This is a genomic window from Paraburkholderia sp. J63 (assembly GCF_905220245.1).
Lineage (GTDB): Bacteria > Pseudomonadota > Gammaproteobacteria > Burkholderiales > Burkholderiaceae > Paraburkholderia.
In genome coordinates, this window is sequence record NZ_CAJMZF010000006.1 from 202,903 (window position 1) to 221,750 (window position 18,848).

Below are 18,848 nucleotides of genomic sequence, written 5' to 3' on the forward strand. Positions count from 1 at the left end.
CGTCTTGAAAATCTTTCGCCCTGTGTAAGGACACCGATGAGCACGCAGGTGCTTGCGGCCGGCTTGCGGCCGGCGCGGCAAGGCCACCGCGTCGGCCCGGCGGCGCTCCCGCAAGCCGGCTCAGCTCGCGGGTCCCGCGGCGCCGGCGGACTCGCAGGGCGGGCACGGCGACTCGCGCACGGGGTCCTCGGGAAGCTCGACCGTCTGCCCTTGCTCGGGCACGCTGCAGTCCCAGTGCAGCGTTTCCTCGATGCGCCGGCGTAGCGCATCGGCCGCGGCGGGCTCGCCATGCGTCACGAACGTGCGCACGGGCGCGCACGTCATGGCGGCCAGCCAGCGCAGCGTCTCCCGATAGTCCGAATGGGCCGAGAGCGCGGAAATCGACGCCACCTCGGCGCGCACGCGCACATAGTCGCCGTGCAGCTTGATCGTCGGCGCATGCGCTTCGAGCGCCGCGCCGCGCGTGCCCGGCGCCTGGTAGCCCACGAGCGCGATCGTGTTGCGCGGGTCGGGCGCATAGAGGCTCAGATGATGGAGCACGCGTCCGCCCGTGGCCATGCCGCTGCCCGCGATGATGACCATCGGCCCGTTGCGCGAGGCGATGGCCTTCGAGTCGTCGACGGTGCGCGTCATGAACGCCGCGTGGTCGATCGCGTGGAGCTGCGAGACCGTGAGCCGGTGCTCGCGCATGTGGCGGCGGTAGAGGTCGGTCACGCTGATCGCCATCGGGCTGTCGAGGTAGACCGGAACGTTGGCCATGCGCCCGGACTCCTTCAGGCGGGCGATGTGGTAGAGCACTTCCTGCGCGCGCCCCACGGCGAAGCAGGGCATCACCACGAGGCCGCCGCGCGCGAACGTGCGCGCGAACACGGCGGCGAGTTCGTCCTCCGGATTGACGGCCGCGTGCAGCCGGTCGCCATAGGTCGATTCGACCACGAGGTAGTCGGCATGGACCGGTGGCAAGGGCGCGCGCGTAATGGGGTCGTCGGGGCGCCCGAGGTCGCCCGAGAACGCGATCACCGTGTGGCCGCTGCACAGCACGACGGTCGCGGCGCCGAGGATGTGCCCCGCGGGCAGGAACCGGAAGACGAGCTGCTCGCCGAGCGAGACCGGCGTATCGAAATCGCGCGGCCCGATGAGCCGCAGCGCGGCTTCGGCGTCTTCGAGCGTGTAGAGCGGCAGGGCCGGGTGGTGCTTCGAGTAGCCGTGCCGGTTCGCGAACGCGGCGTCTTCTTCCTGCAGCCGGGCGCTGTCGCGCAGCATCACTTCGCAGAGGTCGGCCGTGCCCGGCGTGCAATAGACCGGGCCGCGATAGCCGTTTCTGGCCAGCACCGGCAGGTAGCCGCAGTGGTCGATGTGCGCATGCGTGAGGATCACGGCGTCGAGCGTATCGGCGGCAAAGGGCAGCGGCGCCCAGTTGCGCAAGCGCAGGTTCTTGGTGCCCTGGAACAAGCCGCAATCGATCAGCACGCGCTTGCCTTGCGCCTCCAGCAAATAGCGCGAACCTGTGACCGTTTGCGCCGCCCCCAGAAAGGTTAGCTTCATCATGTCTCCTCGCCGTGCGCCGCCAAGGCGCGCCTGCTACGCATTGGAGCGCGCTTTGGCGCCCGGCAATTGACCTGCGTCAGACGCGCGGGGCATTGGCGCGCGACGGCTTGGTGTTGAGCCAGATCAAACGGGCGAGGGTGGACGGTTTCTACATTGGGGCGTGCGGCTCGCTGTCGCGAGCGCGTTTTTCGATTGGGGATCGTTGCGATGTCTCACGGTTCGGGTATCGGCCGGGCTCGGGTCCTGACCTGGATCCTGGCGCTGGTTCCGGTTCTGCTCACAGTGCTGCTCATGGCAATGCTGGCGCTCATGCTTGCAGCCTGCGCGACCGATGCGGGCCGCAGCGCCTTCCGTCACACCGAGACCGAACTGGAGGCCGCGCGCGAGCAGGCGGCGATCGAGTGCGCGACGCCCGGCGACTGCGCGCTGGCCTGGGAGCGCGCGCGGGCGTTCGTGCAACTGCCGGGCTGGATGTACCGCGACTGCTCCGCCCAGTTGCGCGAGGCGCAGCTCGAATTCGCGCGCGAGGTCGGCGGCGTGAGATAAGGGCGTGAGACAGGGACGCGAGACGGGGGCGCGAGACAGCGGCGCGGCCTAGACGGCGAGAATCTCCATCGCCTGGCGCTTGAGGTCGAGAAACACCGGCTCGAGCATCATTTCCCAATGGCGGGGCCGCGGCAGGTCGATGTTGCTCACGAGCGCGATGCGCCCCGGATGCGTGCTCATGACCACGAGCCGCTCGCCCAGCAGGATCGCTTCGTCGATATCGTGCGTGATGAACACCACGGTCGCATGAATGCGCTCCCACAGATTGAGCAGGAACTGCTGCATCACACGGCGCGTCTGCGCATCGAGCGCGCCGAACGGCTCGTCCATCAGCAGCACGCGCGGCTGCATCACGAGCGCGCGCGCGATGGCCACGCGCTGCTGCATGCCGCCCGAAAGCTCATAGGGCTTGTGCGATTCGAAGCCCGTGAGGCCGATGATGCCGATCAACTGGTCCACGAGGTCCCAGTCGATCTTGCGGGGCGCGCGCATTTTCAGGCCGAACGCGATGTTATCGCGCAGCGAGAGCCACGGGTAAAGCCCCGGCTGCTGGAACACCACGACGCGGTCGGGGCCCGGCTTCGTGATCGGCTTGCCGTCGAGCACGAGCCGGCCCGCGCTCGCGGGCGTGAGGCCGGCCAGCATGTTCAGCAGCGTGGACTTGCCGCAACCCGAGGCGCCAAGGATCGTCACGAAGGTGCTGTCCTCGATCGTCAGCGAGACATTCTCGAGGACGTGCAGGTTGCCGTAGTTCTTGCTGACGTTGTCGATGGCGATGGTCATGGATGGCGTCGCGTCATTTCGCCTGCAGCGCTCTCGCCGCATAGCTCGAATCCACGGCGGGCGTGAAGCTCGCCGGCACGTCGGTGATGCGGCCGATGCTCTTCAGCACGCGCGCCGTGTTCACGAGCGTTTTGGTCGTGGCCGACGTCGCGATGCCCGCGCCCGTGCCCAGCACGCGCGGCGTGAGCTGGTCCTGCGCCGAATAGTATTCATAGCCGGCCAGCTCCGCCTTGGCCACCGGCAGCGTCACGCCCGCTTCCTTGGCCATGACGGCGAGCGCCTTGTCCGGATTCGCCTTCGTATAGGCCACGCCCTGATCGAGCGCGCGCACGAAGGCCGCGGCGATGTCGGGGTGATCCTTGGTCCACTGGGTGTTGGCGATGCAGACGTTATACGAGGAGGCGTCGGGCGGCAGATCGGCATCGGTCTTCAGGACCTTCGCGCCGAGCCCCTGCAAGGCGTCGAACACGGGGTCCCAGACGATGGCCGCGTCGATGCTGCCCGTGGTCCAGGCCACGTGCATTTCGGGCGGCGACATGTTGAGCTGGCGCACCGAGTCCATCGGCACGTGGGCCGCGTCGAGGAACGTCGCGAGCTCGAACGACGCCTGCGATCCCACCACGATGGCGATCGTCTTGCCCTTGAGGTCGGCGACCGTGTTGATGCCCTTGCCGGGCCGCACGACGATGCCGGCGTCGCGCGTATAGCGCTCCTGATTGAAGATGATCGCGAGCGGCAAGCCTTGCGAGACGCCCGTGACGAACGGCGGGACGCCGATCCCGCACATGAACTGGAGGCTGTTGGAGGCGAGCGCGCTCATGGCGGCCGGGCCCGAGTCGAAGTACTTGAGCGTGACGTGGCCGGGAATGTTCTTCTGGAACAGCCCGAGTCCCTGCGTGACCATGTACGGGTCCGCGCCGCCGTTTTCATAGCCAATCACGACATCGGTCTGGGCCATGGCCGGCGCCGCGCAGGCGAGGCCGAGCGCCACGGCGAGCGGCGCTATCCAGCGCGATCTTTGCGTTGTTCTCATGATGTTCTCCGTTGAGCTGCCGGTACGGCGCAGGGTTTCGTCACGCATGGCCGCGCCACGGCACGGCGCGCTTTTCGATCAGGCGGATCACCATCTCCATGCCGTAGCCGAGGATGCCGATCACGATAATGCCGACGATCACGAACGCGACTTGCAGGGCTTGCCCCGCGTACTGCACGAGCCAGCCGAGGCCGACGTCGGCGGCGATCAGCTCGGCGGCGACGAGACAGGTCCACGCCACGCCGATGCCCACGCGCATGGCCGTGAAGATTTCCGGCAGCACGGAAGGCAGGATGACGTAGCGGAAGATTTGCGTTTCCGAGGCGCCGAGCGTGCGCGCGACCGAGAGCCTCAGATCCGGCGTGCCTTTGACGCCCGAGATCGTGCCGATGATGATGACGGGCAGCGTGCCCACGAGGATCAGCAGCACCTTGGGCAGCTCGCCGATGCCGAACCACACCACGAGCAACGGAATGTAGGCGAGCGGTGGCACGGGCCGGATGAACTGCATGAACGGGTCGATGATCTTGAAGACGAGCGCGCTGCGCGCCATCGCGAGACCGATGGGCACGCCGAGCAGCACGGCGCCCACGAAGCCGATGACGATGCGCACGAAGCTGATCCAGATATCGGCGAGCAGCCCGTGGCCGCCATAGCCCTGGGTCAGCAGCAGCACGAGCGCTTTCCAGACCGCGACCGGCGAGGGCAGGGCGATGGGCGGGAAGATGTGCAGCACGGAAACGATTTGCCAGAGCGCGATGGCGGCGACCAGCGCGAGCAGCGTGGCTGCGCGATGCAGATGGCCGCCGACGCGGCGGCCCATGGAAGCGCGTTCCTCCATGGCTACCGCCTGGGCGAGCGGCGGGGGCGTGGGCACGGTCGCGACCGGCGAGCCATCCGTACCGCGCTGCGGATCGTTCGCGGTGGCGCGTGGCTCCTGCGGCACTTCCGGGGGCACCGGCATGCGGAACTCCTTGCTCTTTAACAGGCGGCCCGGACCTGCGAATCGGTGGATTTGCTGCGTTGTCCCCGAATCCATGCGCACCGTGACGGCCGGAGCGGCCGCGGCGCCTTCGCGCCTCGCGTGCATGCAATGATCAGTTGTTCTTGCTAATTTTTTCGAGTGGCCGCGCGGCTCGAAATGCTGAATTAACCGGCTAATTTTTCACTTTTATGAAAGCCTATGATATCGAGCCAGAAATTCAAGGGTGTTAACCCGACAGATGCGCCGACAGATGCGCCGACAGATGCGCCGACAGATGCGCCGACAGATGCGCCGACCGATGCGCCGACACGAGCGGACGCCCGCACAAGCGCCGCTCATTCCCTTGAGGGACGTCGCACATACGTCGGCGGCAGCGACACCTCGTCCAAAGCTTCGTGAAAGCTCTCGCGCAGCGCACGCGCGGCCGGGCTCAGCGAGCGCCCCGTCAATTCGACGAAGCCCACCGCCCGCTCGACGCGCGGCGTCTCGAGCGGAATGAAGCGCAGCGTCTCGCGATGGCGCTGCTGTGCGAGATAGGGCAGCACCGTGAGCCCGACGCCGCCTTCGACGGCCGAAAGCAAGGTCGTCGTATTGGCGATGAAAATTTCGTCCTGTCCGTCCGCGGCGCGCCGCACCGGCTCCGGCAGCGCGCTCAGCGTGCCGTTGCCGATCAGCCGGTAGCCCGATAGATCCTTCCATTCGACGCGGCGCTGCCTGAAGAGCGCATGGCCCGCGTTCACGACCACGCACATCACGTCGGCGAGCAGCGGCGTGAAGCTGAGCTCGGAATCGTCCTTGGGCTCGCCGGCGATGCCGAAATCGATCGCCCCCGAGCGCACCCGGTCGTGGATATAGGCGGCCGTGCCGTCTTCCGCATGCAGGCGAATGCCGGGATGGCGCGGCGAGAACCGGCTGATCGCGCGCGGCAGGATCTCGTGCGCGATCGACGGCACCGCGGCCACGCGCACGCGGCCGCCGCGCACCTGCGCCACGTCGATGGCCGAGGCGATGGCGCGCTCGTAATGCTCGACGAGCTTGCGCGCCTCGCCATAGAGCATCGCGCCGAACGGCGTGGGCGAGGCGTGGCTGCCTTTCTCGAACAGCGGCGCGCCCAGCGCGCTTTCGAGTTCCTTGATCGACAGCGAAAGCGCCGGCTGGCTGCGGAACACGGCCTTCGCGGCGGCCTTGAAGCCGCCGTGCTCGACCACGGCCACGAAATGGCGTAGCTGCGCGATCTTCACGTCGGGGAGACGGTCCATGGTCGGATAAGAAGAATAAATAATTCGATGAGAAAAATTGGTTTTGGTTATTTTAGCGCGCTTTCTAGAATCGCTCTCACGTCAATCGCGTTGAGATCGCCCATGAATCCCCCGACCTTTTTGAACTGGATCGACGGCCGCTGGCAGGCCGGCGAGACCTTCATCGACAACCGCAACCCGTCCGATAGCGACGACCTGATCGGCCGCTACGCGCAGGCCACCCACGCCCAGGTGCAGCAGGCCATCGACGCCGCGCGCCGCGCGCAACCGCTATGGGCCGCCACGGGCCTCGAACAGCGCCACGACGCGCTGCGAGCGATCGGCGACGAGCTGATCGCGCGCCGCGACGAGCTGGGCCGGCAACTCGCGCGCGAGGAGGGCAAGACCCTCGCGGAAGGCGTCGGCGAAGTCGGGCGCGCGGGCCAGTTCTTCCATTACTTCGCGGCCGAAGTGTTGCGGCAGCTCGGCGGCAACGCCGATTCCGTACGCCCCGGCATCGAGATCGACTTCCGGCGCGAGCCGCTCGGCGTGGTCGGCATCGTCACGCCGTGGAACTTCCCGATGGCGACCGCGAGCTGGAAGATCGCGCCGGCGCTCGCGTTCGGCAACGCGGTGCTGTTCAAGCCGGCCAACCTCACGCCGGCCAGCGCATGGGCGCTCGCCGAGATCATCAGCCGGCAGGCGCTGCCGCCCGGCACGTTCAATCTGCTGATGGGGCCCGGCGAGGCCGTTGGCCATCAGCTCGCGACCTCGCCGGGCATCGACGGCATTTCGTTTACGGGCTCGCTCGAAACCGGCCGCCGCCTCGCGGCCACGGCGGCGCCGAACCTCATCAAGCTGCAGATGGAGATGGGCAGCAAGAACGCGTTCGTCGTGCTCGATGACGCCGATCTCGATCTCGCGGTCGAGTGCGCGTTTCAGGGCGCTTATTCGGGCACGGGGCAGAAGTGCACCGCGTCGTCGCGCCTCGTCGTCACGCCTGGCATTCATGCGGCGTTCGTCGAACGCCTCGCCGAGCGGCTGCGCACTGTGCGCGTGGGCCGTGCGCTCGACGAAGGTGTGCAGATGGGCCCCGTGATCGACGGGCGCCAACTCGAAGCGAATCTGCGCTACGTCGCGCTCGGCCAGCGCGAGGGCGCGCGGCTCGTGTGCGGCGGCGAGGCGCTCGCGCGCCCCGAACGCGCATGGTGCATGTCGCCCGCGCTGTTCGACGGCGGCCGCAACGACATGCAGATCAATCGCGACGAAATCTTCGGCCCGATCGCCTGCGTGATTCCCGTGCGCGACTACGACGAGGCGCTGGCCGTCGCGAACGACACCGCGTTCGGCCTCACGGCCGGCATCGTGACGCAGTCGCTGCGCCACGCGACGCATTTCCGCCGCCACGCCCAGGCCGGCTGCGTGATGGTCAACCTGCCGACGGCCGGCACCGACTATCACGTGCCGTTTGGCGGGCGCAAGGCATCGAGCTACGGTCCGCGCGAGCAGGGCCCGCACGCGGCCGAGTTCTATACCACGCTGAAGACCGCCTACACGCGGGCATAAGGAAAGCCGGAGAGTGACCGATATGAACTTGCATGACTCGCTCGTCGTCATCGACGGCACGCAGTATTCGAACTGGGACCGCGGCATCTTCGAGCAGATGCGCGACGGCGGCGTCGCCGCTGTCAACGCGACGATCGTCTACTGGGAGAACGCGCGCGAAACGCTCACGCGCATCGCCGAATGGAACGCGCGCTTCGAGCGCCATGCCGATCTCGTGGTGCGTGCGCGCACGATGGACGACGTGCTCGCGGCGAAGCAGGCCGGCAAGGTCGCGATTTTATACGGACTACAAAATTGTTCGCCGATCGAGGACGACATCGGGCTCATTGAGGTGTTTCGCGACCTCGGCGTGCGCACGATGCAGCTCACCTATAACAACCAGAGTCTGCTCGCCGCGGGCTGCTACGAGTCGTCCGATAGCGGCGTCACGCGTTTCGGCCGCGCGGCCATCGAGGAGATGAACCGCGTCGGCATGGTCATCGACATGTCGCATAGCGCCGAGCGCTCGACGCTCGAAGCGATCGCACTCTCGTCGCGGCCGATTGTGATCAGCCACGCGAATCCGTCGTTCTTTCACGAGGCGAAGCGCAACAAGTCGGACGCGGTGCTGCGCGCGCTCGGCGAGCGCGGCGGCCTGGTTGGCTTCAGCCTCTATCCGTTTCATCTGAAGAACGGCAGCCGCTGCACGCCCGGCGAGTTCACCGACATGGTCGCGCGCACCGTGGACCTCATCGGCATCGAGCACGTGGGTATCGGCAGCGACCTGTGCCAGGGGCAGCCGTATCGCGTGCTCGAGTGGATGCGCAATGGCCGCTGGAGCAAGCAGACCGATTACGGCGAGGGCAGTGCCGACAACGCGGCATGGCCCGAGCCCGTGAGCTGGTTCGGCTCGAACGCCGACTTTCCGAACCTCACCGCGGCGCTCGTGCGCGCGGGCTTTGCCGATACGGAGGTCGCGCAAATCATGGGCGGCAACTGGATGCGGATCCTGCGCGATGCGGAACAGCGTCGCCAGGGCGCGCCGGACTAATATTCATTACTGGAGGAGACATGGAAATACCGACCTCGCCGGACTTCGCGGCGGCGGGCCCGCAGCCGGCCCATCACAAGGGCCGCATCGACTGGCCCATCTTCGCCATCAGCGGCGGCTTCTTCGTGCTGTTTCTCGGCGCCGCGCTCGTCAACCTGCCCTGGCTCTCGGCCGCCGTGGATACCGCGTTCGGCTGGGCCACGCGCGGCTTCGGGCTGTACTGGCAACTGCTCATGCTCGCGACCTTCGTGGTCAGTCTCGGCATTGCGTTCTCGAAGCTCGGGCGCGTGAAGCTCGGCGGCCGCGCCGCCGTGCCCTCGAATTCGACCTTCAACTGGGTGGTCATCATCATGTGCGCGCTGCTGGCCGGCGGCGGCGCGTTCTGGGCCGCCGCCGAACCGCTCATGCACTTCATGAGTCCGCCGCCGTTCTTCGGCGCGGCGCCGCGCAGCGAGGCGGCCGGCGTTGCCGCGCTCGCGCAATCGTTTCTGCACTGGGGCTTTCTCGCGTGGGCCGTGCTGGGCAGCCTGCTGACCATCGTGTTCATGCACCTGCATTTCGACAAGGGTCTGCCGCTCGCGCCGCGCACGCTGCTGTATCCGCTGTTCGGCAAGCGCGCGCTCCAGGGCCCGATCGCGGCGCTCGCCGACGCGACCTCGATCATCGCGGTGGCGGCCGGGACTATCGGCCCGATCGGCTTTCTCGGCCTGCAGATCGCCTATGTGCTGCATTCGGTCTGGCACGTGCCCGATACGATCGCGACCCAGGCGCTCGTCATTCTGGCCGTGACCGCGATCTTCACGACCGCGTGCATCGCGGGCCTCGAAGGGCTGCGCTTCGTCTGCAAGATCCACGTCTGGCTCATGCTGGGCCTTGCCGCCTACCTCTATGTCTGCGGGCCCACGAGCTTCCTGAGCAGCGTGTTCTTCAAGGCCTTCGCGACGCACCTCGTGGACTTCGTGCAAACGGCGATGTATCGCGGCGACAGCAAGTGGCTCAACGCGTGGACGCTGTTCTACTGGGGCTGGTTCATCGGCTACGCGCCGATCATGGCGATCTACGTGGCGAAGGTCTCGCGCGGTCGCACGATCCGCGAGCTCGTGGTGCTGCTCTCGATCGCCGCGCCGCTGATCACGATGCTGTGGTTCACGCTCGTCGGCGGTGCCGGCATCGGCATCGAACTGGCCTCGCCGGGCAAGGTGGTTTCGCACGGCACGCTGCCCGAGGCGCTGCTGCTCGGCGTCGCCCAGGCCATGCCGCTGCGCAACCTGATATCGGCGCTGTTCCTGTTCCTCAGCTTCTTTTCGGTCGTGACGAACGGCGGCTCGATGGCCTATACGATCGCAATGGCGATGAGCGGAGACCGGGGCGGCGAGCCGCGCGCGTGGCTCAAGATTTTCTGGGCCGTGGGCATGGGACTCGTGGGCGCGGTGCTGATCACGATGGGCGCGGGCGGGATTAGCGCGCTGCAATCGTTCATCGTCATCACTGCGGTGCCAGTGTCGATCCTGATCCTGCCTTCGCTGTGGGACGCGGTGCGGATCGCGCGCACGATGGCCGTCGAACAGGGAGTGAAATAATGACCATCGCAATACTTGATCAGGATACCGAAGATATTTCGTTGGGCGCGCAGCGCACGGCCGGTGCCGAAGCGAGTCTCGCGATGCGCAGCCCCGCGCTCACCAATCGCACCGAACGGCTGGGCGCCATGCACGGCACGCGGCTCAGTTTCGTTCGCGCGCTCGTCAGGCGCATGGCGCACGACAACTGGCGCATCCGCGTCACGCAGATGGACCTCGACGACCACGGCTATGGCACCTGCGTCTATACGATCGAAGCCTATGGCGAGCGTTACAGCCAGGTGATCTTCTCGCAGCACCTCGACGACGCCGATCGCACCGACCGCGTGATCGCCGAGCGCTGGGACATCACCTCCGCGCTCGTATGTGGCGTGCCCGAGGCCGCCGATCTCGCGGCGCTGAAGGCCAACGTGCCGCTTCAGGAAGCGGGCCGGCTGCATGCGCACGATCTCGTGCTGTGCCGCGCGAACAAGAGCGTGCGCAACTTCGACGCCGTCGTGAATTGCCTCGCCGAAGGGCGGCAGCCGGATCCGGCCGCGTTCGAGCGCGTCGGCTACCTGATCCGCACGACGGCCGTGTACGGCAACGGCAAGTTCGGTATTGCCGATTACACGCGCCTCGTCGACAGCCGCGCGTTCCGCTCGGGCTTTTCGGCGCAGATGTGCGCGGTATTCGTGCTGCGCGACTTCAGCGTGCGCCTTGCCGAGCACGTGGCGGCAAGGCGCAACCCGCGCGCGGCCGTCAAGCTCGCGCGCAGCTACCGGCGCTATCTCGGTGTCGGCAACGCGACCGGGCTCGGCATGGCGCCGTTCCTCGTGCGCCATCCGGTCCTGCTCGACCAGTGGATACGCTCGCGTGAGACCGCGCTCGCGCGCGTGCTGGCGGTCGAGTCCGTCGATGCGGCCACGCTCGCGCGTGCGCGCATGCTGCTCGCGCGCGCCGGACGCCATATCGCGCAGGTCCATACGGATCACCCGCGCGAGGCCGCGCGCAACGCGCAACTGCTCGCCGAGCTGCCGCGTCTCGAACGCGAACTGCAGCACGAAGCGGCGGGCGCGCAGCCGCTGCGCTGGGGCGCGCTGCTTGAGTGGGCGACCGAGCAGCTATCGTGTGCCGCGCAGGAAGTGCTCGTGGCGGTGCTGCTCGAACTGTATCCGGAGCGCGTGGATTCGATTGACTGCGGCGCACCGGTCGACGATACGCTGCGGCTCGATCCCGACATGCGCGTGAGTGCGCTGCGCACGCTCGTGGAGCACGACTATCGCTGGGCGTTGACGCAGCCACCGGCGCAGCGCGACGACGACCACTTCTTCTGGTATCGCTCCGCCGAAAAGGAGGAGCCGCGTCTCGGCATTCGCGCCGAGGAGCCGGGCGCCGCGCGCGAGCTGCCGCTCGACATCGCACGCCAGATCATTAAGTTGCACGCGCAACTAGATGAGGCGCCCGATGATGCGAGCGTCGCAGAATTCGTGGCCGCGCATCCCGAGTTCCGCGCGATCGTGCGGCGCGTGCAGTCGCTCGCGGGGCGTCCCTATGGCGAGATCCGCGAGAACCTGCTCGCGGAGGACATGCTGCCGATCGACCTGATGCGCGCGAAGCTCGCCATGTTCGGCGCGAGCAAGTTCGATCCGAAATCGAACCTCTGGGTGCGCGTCACGCTGTTCCAGGGCGCGCCGACACTCGACGATCTCGCACCGGACATGATCGACGACTGGCTGTTTCCGTGCGTGCCGGACAGCAACGAAAGAGGGAGTGCACAAGCATGAAGATGGCCATGAACGAACTGGTCTCGCTCAGTCGCGCCGCGCTGGAGGGCAGCGGATGGGCGCAGGGCGATTACGAGGACGCGGCGGACGCGGCCGTGTGGCTGCAGGCGCTCGGGTTCGATGGCCTGGGCGCGCTGGACGGCTTGCTCGGCGCCGAGCCCGGCGAGCGGGTTTCGATCGAAGGCGCCGCGCCGGGCGCAATGCGTGACCAGCGCTGCGCGGGACTCGCGGACTGCGTGCTCGCGTTCGAGCTCGCATGGGCCGAGGCGACGCGGGACGGCATCGGCGTCGTGCGCGTTTCGCAGGCCCTCGCGCCGCGCCTCGCACTGTACGGCCTGAAGACGATGAGCGCGCGCGGGAGGCATTTCGATCTCGCATGGCGCGACGCCAGCGGGCGTCATTATGCGAGCGCGTCCGGACAGGTGGCATGGCCCGACTATCTGGGCTGCGATCCTGGGGGCGCGCGGGTTGCGGGGGAGCCCTGCGAGCTGGTCGTCTGCTGCCGCGCGAATGCGGCACTGCGCGCGCCGATCGAGATCGCGCCGGCGCTTATGGGCGCCGCCGACGCGGCCGAACTCGAAGCGCGCTATTACGAATCGATCTGGCGCGGTCTCGATGTGGATGCTTCGCAGACCTCACGACTGGCCGAGTGGAAGGAACGTGTGCTGGTCGCGGCGACCGAGGCGTCGCGCGAGCATGGCGCAGGAGGAACCGACGATGGATTTTGAGCAAGACACGGTGGCGCCACAACCGGTCGCGGCCATCCCCACGGGCCTGCCGCAAAGCCGCACGCCGCTGTTCGAATGGGCGGTGACGGCGAACGGCATGCTGTACACGGCGCAGATTCCCGTTGGCGCCGATGGGGCGGTCGTGCGCGGCGGCATCGAAGCCCAGGCGCAGCAGGTGTTCGCGAATCTGTTCCAGACGCTCGCGGCGGCTGGGGCATCGGCGGGGGATGTCGCGCAGGTGCTGATCTACGTGACGGATCGCGCGTGGCTGCCGGTCGTCAATGCGGCGTGGCTGCGCCACTTTGCGGCGCCTTTTCCGAATCGCGCTTCGTTCGTCATTGCGGGGCTCGCGCGCGAGGAGATGCTGGTCGAGATCGTCGCTTATGCGTGCATGCCGGCGCGCGAGGTAGAGGCGCGCTGAGGTGGATGGAAGAAGGGCGATTCGCTCGCAGGCAGGGATCGCCCTCGCTACCTATGGCTACCGCATTGTCAATGCGCGGTCCGGTCTTTGTGGCTCGAAACGAACTGGCTGAAGCGTGCCGACTTCAGCTCGTCGAACACTTCGTGAGGCGTGCCCTCGACGTCGACTTGCCCTTGATGCAGGAACATCACGCGGTTGGAAACATGGCGCGCGAAGCCCATTTCGTGCGTCACCACCAGCATGGTTCGGCCTTCTTCCGCTAGCGTTCTCATCACGCGCAATACCTCGCCCACGAGTTCGGGGTCGAGCGCCGAAGTCGGCTCGTCAAACAGCATGACCTTCGGGCGCATGGCAAGCGCACGCGCGATGGCCACGCGTTGCTGCTGGCCGCCCGACAGGTGCGCGGGATAGTGCGCGCGCTTTTCGGCGAGGCCGACTTTCGCCAGCAACGCCTCGGCTTCCTCGATGGCCTCGGCGCGGCTGCGCTTCTGTACTCGCACGGGACCTTCGATCAGGTTCTCGAGCACGGTCATATGCGACCACAGATTGAAGTTCTGGAATACCATGCCGATCTGCGAGCGAACGCGATCGACCTGCTGGCGATTTCCCGCATGCAATCTACCGTCGCGCCGGCGCACGAGCGCGAGCTGCTCGCCGGCGAGCGCAATCGCGCCATCGTCGGGCGTTTCGAGCAGATTCATGCAGCGCAGCAGCGTGCTTTTTCCCGACCCGCTCGCGCCCAGGATGGAGATCACGTCGCCTTCATGCGCATCAAGAGAAATGCCATTGAGGACACGATGTTTGCCGAACGATTTATGAATGTTGTTGACCGACAAGGCAATGGGGAGCGGTTGGCTCATGAATATCTCCGAAGAATAATCGTGGGTCAGGAGGCGACGCGATGCGGGTCGGCAACGGCCGGTCCGGCATTTGCACCCGTTGCCTGGGAGAACGATCGATCGGGCGCGGCTCGAAGATGGCGCGACAGACGCGATTCGAGCAAACCGAAAATGCGGACGATGATGAAGTTCAGGAGCAGGTAGATGAGCGCTGCGCACAGAAAGACTTCGCTGGTGCGGTAGGTCTTCTGGATGATTTGCTGCGCGACGCCCGTGACCTCCCATACCGTGACGAGACTGGCGAGCGCTGTCGACTTCACTTGAAGTACCGCTTCGGTCGTATAGGCGGGCAGGCACTGGCGCAGCGCGATGGGGCCGATGATCCGGCGCAGCAGCGTGAAGCCCGACATGCCGATCGAGTAGCCGGCTTCGATCTGTCCGGACGGAATGGCCAGCAGTCCGCCCCGGATGATCTCGGCGGTGTAGCCGGCCGTGCACAAGGCCAGAGACAGCACCGCGCACATATACGGTTCGCGCAGGAGCGGCCAGAGAAAGCTCTGCCGGATGACGCCGAACTGGGCGAGTCCGTAATAGACCAGAAACAGTTGAATCAAAATCGGGGTTCCGCGGAATACGAGGATATACGCGCGGGCCAGCCGGTTCGGCAGCCAGTGCGGGGAGACGCGCATCGCGACGATCACGAGCGACAGCGTACCGCCGAGCGCAATGGAGCAGAAGAACAGACCCAGTGTGACGGGAACGGCGGCGAGCAGGCGAGTCAAGGTGTCGAACAGAAAATCGAATTCGGAATGCATGGTGGAGCGCCCTCGTCAATGGTGTGCGAAATGGGTGCGAAAGCTTCGCCCGACGCGCGCCTCGGCATGGTTGAAGACCCGGTTCGAGATCATCGTCATCAGCAGATAGAGCGTCCCGCCCACGATGAAGAACAGGAAATACTGATGCGTCGAGCCGGCGGCGACCTGACTCGCGCGCAACAGCTCCGCAAGACCCGTTACGGAAATGAGCGCGGAATCTTTCAGGCTCAACTGCCAGACGTTGCCGATGCCGGGCAGCGCGAAGCGAAGCACTTGCGGAATCAGGATTCGTCGCATCATCAATGACGTCGACATGCCGACCGCGCGCGCCGCCTCGAGCTCGCCGCGCGAGACGGCAAGCACCGCCGCGCGATAGACCTCGGCCTGGTAGGCGCCCGAAATCATGCCGACGGCCAGCGCGCCGATCAGGAAAGGCGGAACGCCGATAAAGCCTTGCGCACCGAACCATTGGCCCAGGGTCGAGACGAACGTCGATCCGCCGAAATAGAACAGATAGATGACGAGGAGCTCGGGAACGCCACGGAACACGGTCGTGTAGAGGTCCCCGGCGACGCGCAAGATATGCACTCCCGATAATTTGGCCGATGCGACGAGCGCGCCTATCAATGCGCCAATGAGGAGTGCTGCCAAAGTGACGGCAAGCGTCATTGCTGCCGCAAGCAAGAGTACGCCGCCCCAGCCTTCCGAACTGAAGCCAAGTAATTCAAGTATGGACATGCATGGTGCTCCGGTTGAATTGTCTATACAAGACTGCACATTTCAGAATTGCGGTGCAAGCCATTTCGATGGAAATGTGCGTGGCCGCCGGGAAATCCCTGGCGTCCGATAATCGTGTCACGAAAAAAACCGCTTTGCGTTTAGAAAAATTGAGGCGTTGCATTAGATTAAATCGCTTGATCGGTGTTTATCTCCGTTCCTATTCTGTCCACCATCCGACAACGAACTACACATGGAAGAGGTGGCAATGTATTTGCGGAACGCTTGGTACGTGGCAGCCTGGAGCGATGAGATCGGCGATCGTCCGGTGGGACGTGTCATTCTCGGCGAGCCGGTCGTGTTTTATCGCAACGCGGATCGCATGGTCGTCGCGCTCGAGGACGCATGTCCTCATCGGAAGCTGCCGCTCTCGATGGGCGAGGTGGTGGGAGACCAGTTGCGCTGCGGCTACCACGGGCTGGAATTCGGCTCGGATGGCACGTGCACGCGCGCGCCGGGTCTTTCGCGCACGCCGCCCAATGCGTGCGTGAAGCCTTATCCCGTTGCCGAACGTTACGGCCTGGTCTGGATCTGGATGGGACCCGCCGAGCTGGCCGATCCGGACGCGATCATTGCGGTTGCGCATTACGACGACCCGGCGTGGGGCATCAATCGCGGGCCGGCCATGGACGTGAACTGCAGCTATCTGTACATGACCGATAATCTGCTCGATCCGTCGCACGTCACCTACGTCCACAAAACCTCGCTCGGCAATGTCGCGACGGCCGACGTGCCGGTCAGAATGTCGGTCGTGGAAAACGGTGTGCTCGCGTCGCGCTGGATGCTCGATTGCGAACTCGCACCATTCTTCATTCCCTATGTGAATTTCAGCGGTCGCGCCGATCGTCTCCAGCATTACGAGGTGCGCTATCCGTCTCACGCGATCATTCGCGACATCATTGCGCCGGCGAATTCAGGCGCGCCGCAGGGAACGTTGCATCCCAGTGCATTCCTGCTGGATTCATACAATTTCGTGACACCGGTTACCGGCAATACCTGCCGATATTTCTGGTTTCAGGTTCGTAATTTCCGCCCCGATTGCACGGCGACCAGTCGCGCATTGACCCAAGATTTCATCGCCGCGTTCAAGGAAGATCTCGTCGTGCTGGCCGCGGTCGATCGGGGCATGGAGAACAAGCGCACGCCGAATACGGATATCGAAACCGACGCCGCCCCGCTGCGCTTTCGCAGAGTGCTGAAAAAAATGATCGATGCGGAGCAGGCCATGCAACCTGCGCTGTCATGAAGCGGGCGGAGTGTGAGGGCATGAGCGCTTTGACCGAAACGATCGATGTCGTTGTCAATGAGGCGGCCGGCGGAACGCATGACACGCGCGTATTGCAGTTGGCCCGTGAAGACGGCACACCGCTGCCCGCTTATCGGCCAGGCGCGCATCTCGATGTCTATCTACCGAATGGTCTCGTGCGCCAATACTCGCTTTGCGGCCCGAACGCGCAGGCGTCCGATTACCGGCTTGCGGTCAAGCGTTCGAGCGAGTCGCGGGGCGGCTCCGAATGGCTCTTCAACCACGCAGGCAACGGCACGCAGTTGCGCATCGGTATGCCGAGGCACGCTTTCGGCGTGGACGAGACGGCGAAGCATCACATTCTGGTCGCCGGGGGAATCGGCGTCACGCCGATTCTCTCGATGGCTTATGCATTACAGGCCGCGGGCAAGTCCTACCAGTTCGAATATTTCGTGCGCAGCGACGCCGATGCGGTTTTCCGCGCCGAGATCATGGGCTCGTCCTTGGCGGGACAAACGCGTATCTATCCCGCGCTTGCTCCGGATGCGGTACGCGAGCGCATAACGGACCTGCTGTCTGCATCGAAAGCGCAGTCGCACCTCTATGTGTGCGGTCCCGCTGCGCTGATGCAGATGACGGCCGAACTGGCTCGCGGCGCACTGGGAGACGGCAATGTTCACATGGAAGCGTTTGGGCCGCTGGCGGTCGCCAATGCCGACGAGCGCGAATTTACCGTCAAGCTGAACACGCGCGGCGGCGTGGTGACGGTCCCGCCGGGCAAGTCCGTATTGGCATGTCTTCGCGACGCCGGGCACGAGATCGAGTCGTCGTGCGAGGTGGGCGTGTGCGGAACCTGCATGATGCGCGTAGTGGAAGGGGAGCCCGATCATCGAGACAGCTATTTGACCGACGACGAACGCGTCGCGGGAACGTACTTTATTCCCTGCGTTTCGCGCTCGAAGTCGCCGGTGCTCGTGCTTGCCAGTGATACTTGACGATGACCATTCAGGCGTTTCAGTTCGACAACAATGGAGGAGATATGCATAAACGCATCAAGCAACGAGGCGTTGTGAAAGCGATAGCCGGTGCGGCAATCGCATTCGCGAGTCTTTTGGCCATCATGCCCGCCCAGGCGGCGCAAGGGAAAACGGTGAATATCGCCCTCGAGGGCAGTTACGAGCCTTGGAACCTGACGCGGCCCGACGGTTCGCTCGACGGTTTCGAACCGGAATTGGCACAGAATCTTTGTCAGCGCATGCACGTGCAGTGCAAGCTCGTCGCCCAGGATTGGGACGGGTTGATCCCGGGTCTGAACGCCGGCAAATTCGACGTGATCATGGACGCCCTGTCCATCAGCGACGAGCGCAAGAAGGCCATCGCATTCTCGCGGCCTTATGCGAATACGCCGGCGGTATTCGTTTCCGCGTGCCCCGGCATACTCTCGAAGACGCCGTCCAATGGGGCGCTTCTGAAATTGTCCGGAAATCCGGCGCAGGACAGGCCGACGGTCGATCTGTTGCGCAAGAGCCTTAAAGGCAAGACGATCGGCATTGTTACGGGTTCGGTCTATAGCAACTTCGTCAATGACAATTTCAAGGACATTGCGACCATTCGGGAATATAAGAACGCGCCGGATCACGATATCGATTTGACCTCGGGGCGCATCGACGTTGCGTTCGACGACGCGGCCTACTATGCTTCCGCACTGTCGAAACCGGGGAATTCGTCGCTGTGTCTGACCGGCCCCAAAATCGGCGGCGCAATCTGGGGCGACGGCGAAGCGCTCGGTTTGCGCAAAAGCGACAACGACCTGAAGACGATGTTCGATCGGGCTATTACCGAGGCGCTTGCGGATGGAACGGTCAAGCGCTTGAGCGAGAAGTGGTTCAAGACTGACGTTACGCCTTGAGCCATCGCCACATTAACTTGCAGTAGTCTCCGGATTGC

Annotated in this window: 18 protein-coding genes and 1 pseudogene; 11 read left to right on the top strand and 8 right to left on the bottom strand. The window is 65.3% G+C overall.

The window, feature by feature from the left end; all coding sequences use genetic code 11:
• Positions 1-120 precede the first annotated feature (120 nt).
• A complete protein-coding gene (locus U5775_RS09500; RefSeq protein WP_322057946.1) occupies positions 121-1,545 on the bottom strand; it encodes an MBL fold metallo-hydrolase in 1,425 nt (474 codons plus the stop codon).
• A gap of 210 nt (positions 1,546-1,755) precedes the next feature.
• On the opposite strand from U5775_RS09500, the gene U5775_RS09505 reads away from it, so the two are divergent.
• Positions 1,756-2,094 (top strand): hypothetical protein, encoded by a 339-nt coding sequence (locus U5775_RS09505; RefSeq protein WP_322057876.1) that lies wholly within the window; start codon positions 1,756-1,758, stop codon positions 2,092-2,094.
• 48 nt (positions 2,095-2,142) lie between these two features.
• On the opposite strand, the gene U5775_RS09510 is transcribed toward U5775_RS09505, so the two are convergent.
• From U5775_RS09510 to U5775_RS09525, 4 genes are all read right to left on the bottom strand, one after another.
• The gene (locus U5775_RS09510; protein WP_322057877.1) at positions 2,143-2,877 is read right to left on the bottom strand and encodes an ABC transporter ATP-binding protein; all 735 of its coding nucleotides are present in this window, start codon (positions 2,875-2,877) and stop codon (positions 2,143-2,145) included.
• Positions 2,878-2,890: 13 nt separating this feature from the next.
• On the bottom strand, positions 2,891-3,910 hold the full coding sequence (locus U5775_RS09515) for an ABC transporter substrate-binding protein (protein ID WP_322057878.1): 1,020 nt from the start codon (positions 3,908-3,910) through the stop codon (positions 2,891-2,893).
• A 40-nt stretch (positions 3,911-3,950) separates the two neighbouring features.
• A complete protein-coding gene (locus U5775_RS09520) occupies positions 3,951-4,874 on the bottom strand; it encodes an ABC transporter permease (protein ID WP_322057879.1) in 924 nt (307 codons plus the stop codon).
• Positions 4,875-5,230: 356 nt separating this feature from the next.
• The gene (locus U5775_RS09525) at positions 5,231-6,154 is read right to left on the bottom strand and encodes a LysR family transcriptional regulator (RefSeq protein ID WP_322057880.1); all 924 of its coding nucleotides are present in this window, start codon (positions 6,152-6,154) and stop codon (positions 5,231-5,233) included.
• Between the two features lie 102 nt (positions 6,155-6,256).
• Here U5775_RS09525 and U5775_RS09530 point away from each other — a divergent pair, with 102 nt between their 5' ends.
• Genes U5775_RS09530 through U5775_RS09555 form a run of 6 tightly spaced genes read left to right on the top strand, consistent with a single transcriptional unit; the run spans position 6,257 to position 13,224 of the window.
• The gene (locus U5775_RS09530; RefSeq protein WP_322057881.1) at positions 6,257-7,699 is read left to right on the top strand and encodes an aldehyde dehydrogenase family protein; all 1,443 of its coding nucleotides are present in this window, start codon (positions 6,257-6,259) and stop codon (positions 7,697-7,699) included.
• Positions 7,700-7,721: 22 nt separating this feature from the next.
• Positions 7,722-8,729 carry a dipeptidase gene (locus U5775_RS09535; protein WP_322057882.1) on the top strand — a complete coding sequence of 336 codons (1,008 nt, stop codon included), beginning with the start codon at positions 7,722-7,724 and terminating at the stop codon, positions 8,727-8,729.
• A gap of 20 nt (positions 8,730-8,749) precedes the next feature.
• Positions 8,750-10,309, top strand: a complete 1,560-nt coding sequence (locus U5775_RS09540; protein WP_322057883.1) for a BCCT family transporter — start codon at positions 8,750-8,752, stop codon at positions 10,307-10,309.
• Positions 10,309-12,075 (top strand): hypothetical protein, encoded by a 1,767-nt coding sequence (locus U5775_RS09545; protein WP_322057884.1) that lies wholly within the window; start codon positions 10,309-10,311, stop codon positions 12,073-12,075. Before U5775_RS09540 ends, U5775_RS09545 begins: the two co-directional genes overlap by 1 nt.
• On the top strand, positions 12,072-12,803 hold the full coding sequence (locus U5775_RS09550; protein WP_322057885.1) for a DUF3726 domain-containing protein: 732 nt from the start codon (positions 12,072-12,074) through the stop codon (positions 12,801-12,803). The genes U5775_RS09545 and U5775_RS09550 overlap by 4 nt, the downstream gene beginning before the upstream one ends.
• Positions 12,793-13,224, top strand: coding sequence for a RidA family protein (locus tag U5775_RS09555; protein WP_322057886.1), 432 nt, complete (start codon positions 12,793-12,795; stop codon positions 13,222-13,224). The genes U5775_RS09550 and U5775_RS09555 overlap by 11 nt, the downstream gene beginning before the upstream one ends.
• A 68-nt stretch (positions 13,225-13,292) precedes the next feature.
• Here the strand turns inward: U5775_RS09555 and U5775_RS09560 are convergent, their stop codons facing one another.
• The 3 genes from U5775_RS09560 to U5775_RS09570 are packed head-to-tail and all read right to left on the bottom strand — an operon-like array spanning position 13,293 to position 15,616.
• Positions 13,293-14,084, bottom strand: a complete 792-nt coding sequence (locus U5775_RS09560; protein ID WP_322057887.1) for an ABC transporter ATP-binding protein — start codon at positions 14,082-14,084, stop codon at positions 13,293-13,295.
• A gap of 26 nt (positions 14,085-14,110) precedes the next feature.
• Positions 14,111-14,878, bottom strand: a complete 768-nt coding sequence (locus U5775_RS09565) for an ABC transporter permease (protein ID WP_322057888.1) — start codon at positions 14,876-14,878, stop codon at positions 14,111-14,113.
• 15 nt (positions 14,879-14,893) lie between these two features.
• Positions 14,894-15,616, bottom strand: a complete 723-nt coding sequence (locus tag U5775_RS09570; protein ID WP_322057889.1) for an ABC transporter permease subunit — start codon at positions 15,614-15,616, stop codon at positions 14,894-14,896.
• A 247-nt stretch (positions 15,617-15,863) separates the two neighbouring features.
• On the opposite strand from U5775_RS09570, the pseudogene U5775_RS09575 reads away from it, so the two are divergent.
• The 4 genes and pseudogenes from U5775_RS09575 to U5775_RS09590 all read left to right on the top strand — a co-directional run.
• A pseudogene (locus U5775_RS09575) lies at positions 15,864-16,112 on the top strand (Rieske 2Fe-2S domain-containing protein); the annotation flags it as partial.
• A 30-nt stretch (positions 16,113-16,142) separates the two neighbouring features.
• Positions 16,143-16,901, top strand: a complete 759-nt coding sequence (locus U5775_RS09580) for an aromatic ring-hydroxylating dioxygenase subunit alpha (RefSeq protein ID WP_322057947.1) — start codon at positions 16,143-16,145, stop codon at positions 16,899-16,901.
• A gap of 20 nt (positions 16,902-16,921) precedes the next feature.
• Positions 16,922-17,896 (top strand): PDR/VanB family oxidoreductase, encoded by a 975-nt coding sequence (locus tag U5775_RS09585; RefSeq protein ID WP_322057890.1) that lies wholly within the window; start codon positions 16,922-16,924, stop codon positions 17,894-17,896.
• 44 nt (positions 17,897-17,940) lie between these two features.
• On the top strand, positions 17,941-18,810 hold the full coding sequence (locus tag U5775_RS09590) for a transporter substrate-binding domain-containing protein (protein ID WP_322057948.1): 870 nt from the start codon (positions 17,941-17,943) through the stop codon (positions 18,808-18,810).
• The last annotated feature ends 38 nt before the right edge of the window (positions 18,811-18,848 follow it).

What these genes read in the sequence shown, in the direction of transcription:
- U5775_RS09500 (WP_322057946.1), bottom strand. Translation starts at nt 1,545, where the DNA reads ATGAAGCTAACCTTTCTGGGGGCGGCGCAAACGGTCACAGGTTCGCGC.
- U5775_RS09505 (WP_322057876.1), top strand. Translation starts at nt 1,756, where the DNA reads ATGTCTCACGGTTCGGGTATCGGCCGGGCTCGGGTCCTGACCTGGATC.
- U5775_RS09510 (WP_322057877.1), bottom strand. Translation starts at nt 2,877, where the DNA reads ATGACCATCGCCATCGACAACGTCAGCAAGAACTACGGCAACCTGCAC.
- U5775_RS09515 (WP_322057878.1), bottom strand. Translation starts at nt 3,910, where the DNA reads ATGAGAACAACGCAAAGATCGCGCTGGATAGCGCCGCTCGCCGTGGCG.
- U5775_RS09520 (WP_322057879.1), bottom strand. Translation starts at nt 4,874, where the DNA reads ATGCCGGTGCCCCCGGAAGTGCCGCAGGAGCCACGCGCCACCGCGAAC.
- U5775_RS09525 (WP_322057880.1), bottom strand. Translation starts at nt 6,154, where the DNA reads ATGGACCGTCTCCCCGACGTGAAGATCGCGCAGCTACGCCATTTCGTG.
- U5775_RS09530 (WP_322057881.1), top strand. Translation starts at nt 6,257, where the DNA reads ATGAATCCCCCGACCTTTTTGAACTGGATCGACGGCCGCTGGCAGGCC.
- U5775_RS09535 (WP_322057882.1), top strand. Translation starts at nt 7,722, where the DNA reads ATGAACTTGCATGACTCGCTCGTCGTCATCGACGGCACGCAGTATTCG.
- U5775_RS09540 (WP_322057883.1), top strand. Translation starts at nt 8,750, where the DNA reads ATGGAAATACCGACCTCGCCGGACTTCGCGGCGGCGGGCCCGCAGCCG.
- U5775_RS09545 (WP_322057884.1), top strand. Translation starts at nt 10,309, where the DNA reads ATGACCATCGCAATACTTGATCAGGATACCGAAGATATTTCGTTGGGC.
- U5775_RS09550 (WP_322057885.1), top strand. Translation starts at nt 12,072, where the DNA reads ATGAAGATGGCCATGAACGAACTGGTCTCGCTCAGTCGCGCCGCGCTG.
- U5775_RS09555 (WP_322057886.1), top strand. Translation starts at nt 12,793, where the DNA reads ATGGATTTTGAGCAAGACACGGTGGCGCCACAACCGGTCGCGGCCATC.
- U5775_RS09560 (WP_322057887.1), bottom strand. Translation starts at nt 14,084, where the DNA reads ATGAGCCAACCGCTCCCCATTGCCTTGTCGGTCAACAACATTCATAAA.
- U5775_RS09565 (WP_322057888.1), bottom strand. Translation starts at nt 14,878, where the DNA reads ATGCATTCCGAATTCGATTTTCTGTTCGACACCTTGACTCGCCTGCTC.
- U5775_RS09570 (WP_322057889.1), bottom strand. Translation starts at nt 15,616, where the DNA reads ATGTCCATACTTGAATTACTTGGCTTCAGTTCGGAAGGCTGGGGCGGC.
- U5775_RS09585 (WP_322057890.1), top strand. Translation starts at nt 16,922, where the DNA reads ATGAGCGCTTTGACCGAAACGATCGATGTCGTTGTCAATGAGGCGGCC.
- U5775_RS09590 (WP_322057948.1), top strand. Translation starts at nt 17,941, where the DNA reads ATGCATAAACGCATCAAGCAACGAGGCGTTGTGAAAGCGATAGCCGGT.